Here is a 1,293-nt window from a genome sequence, read left to right as displayed (position 1 = left end):
GCTCGTCCAGCGCCGGGTCCCGCTCCGCCAGCGGCCGTGCCGCGGAGGTGTCGCGCCTGACCGCGTCCGGCGCCACGTCCGCCCACCGCAGGATCGCCGCCACCGCGGTGTCCTCCTCGGCGCCGTTCATGGCGGTGATGCTCGCGCCGTGGTTGGCCCCGGGCACCGTGAAGACGTAGGAGTCCCGGCTGCCCCTGCCGAGCCGGAAGGGCTCGGCACCCCACGGGTCGTTCTCGCCGTAGACGAACATCATCCGCTCGCTCCGGTGCCGCACCCAGCGGTCGACGTCCCTCATCACGCCGTCCTCCCACTCCATCGGGATCTCGCGCGGCACATAGGCGCGCGGCCCGTACGTCCCCGGGTGGAGCAGCAGGTCCTCCAGGTGCGGGGCGGCGACGTCGGGCGCGCCCAGCTCCGTACCGGCCTGGTAGTAGTACGGCGTGTACGGGGCGAGGCCCTCGTCGGTGTAGAAGGACAGGCCGGAGACGGTGTCGAGGAAGTCGTACAGCTCGCCGGACGGGGCGTCCGCCGCCGGCACGTCCGCGCAGTCGGACTCGGTGCCGTACTGCCAGAAGGCCCAGGCGAGGTCGAGGACCGCGGACTCGAAGGCCCGGTCGATGCCGCCGATGGTGGCGAACGTGGCGTCGTTCTCCCCGGCCCACGCCTGGTAGCGGGCGGTCAGCTCCTCGCGGCGCAGCAGCGCCTCGCGCTGGGCGGTGTCGAGCGCGTCGCGGCACTCGGGCGTGGCGACGGTCTCGAAGAACCGGTCGTAGGCCGAGTCCTCGTCGTTGCGGTGGTCGTTGGGCGCGACGTAGGCGACGGTGCCGTCCATGTCGTGCGGGAAGAAGCGGCGGTAGTAGGTGGCGGTCATGCCGCCCTTGCTGCCCCCGGTGGCCAGCCAGTTGCCGCGGTAGATCCGCTTCAGCGCGCGGTGGACGCGGTGCTGGTCGGCGGCGGCCTGCCAGATGTCGAGCTTGGACCAGTTGGCCGGTTCGGGGCGCGACGGGGTGAAGAAACGGTACTCCATGGAGACCTGGTTGCCGTCCGCGATGCGCGCGGGCTCGCTGCGGCTCGGTACGGTCGAGACGTGGTAGCCGGAGGTGTGGAAGACCGTCGGGCGGTCCTCCCCCCGGTGCAGCAGGGTGAGCCGCTGCTGGAAGGTGCCCAGGTACGGGCGCTTGTGGTCGACCGGCTGCGTGTAGTTCAGGACGAAGAACCGGTAGCCCTCGACCGGTATCTCCTCGATCAGGCTCATGCCCCGGACGGCCAGGATCCGGTCCTTGACGTCCCCGG

At 71.8% G+C, this 1,293-nt stretch carries 1 protein-coding gene; it reads right to left on the bottom strand.

Features of this window, described 5'->3' with window-relative positions; genetic code table 11:
- Nucleotides 1-1,293, bottom strand: a 1,293-nt coding sequence (locus GCU69_RS07390) for a S28 family serine protease (protein ID WP_156205458.1), incomplete at both ends; no start/stop codon positions are given.

Origin of the sequence: Streptomyces lycii (assembly GCF_009735685.1) — a bacterium.
In the GTDB taxonomy this organism is placed as follows: Bacteria; Actinomycetota; Actinomycetes; order Streptomycetales; family Streptomycetaceae; genus Streptomyces; species Streptomyces lycii.
Note: the sequence above shows the minus strand (reverse complement) of the source record. Positions and strands in the feature narration are given on the sequence as shown.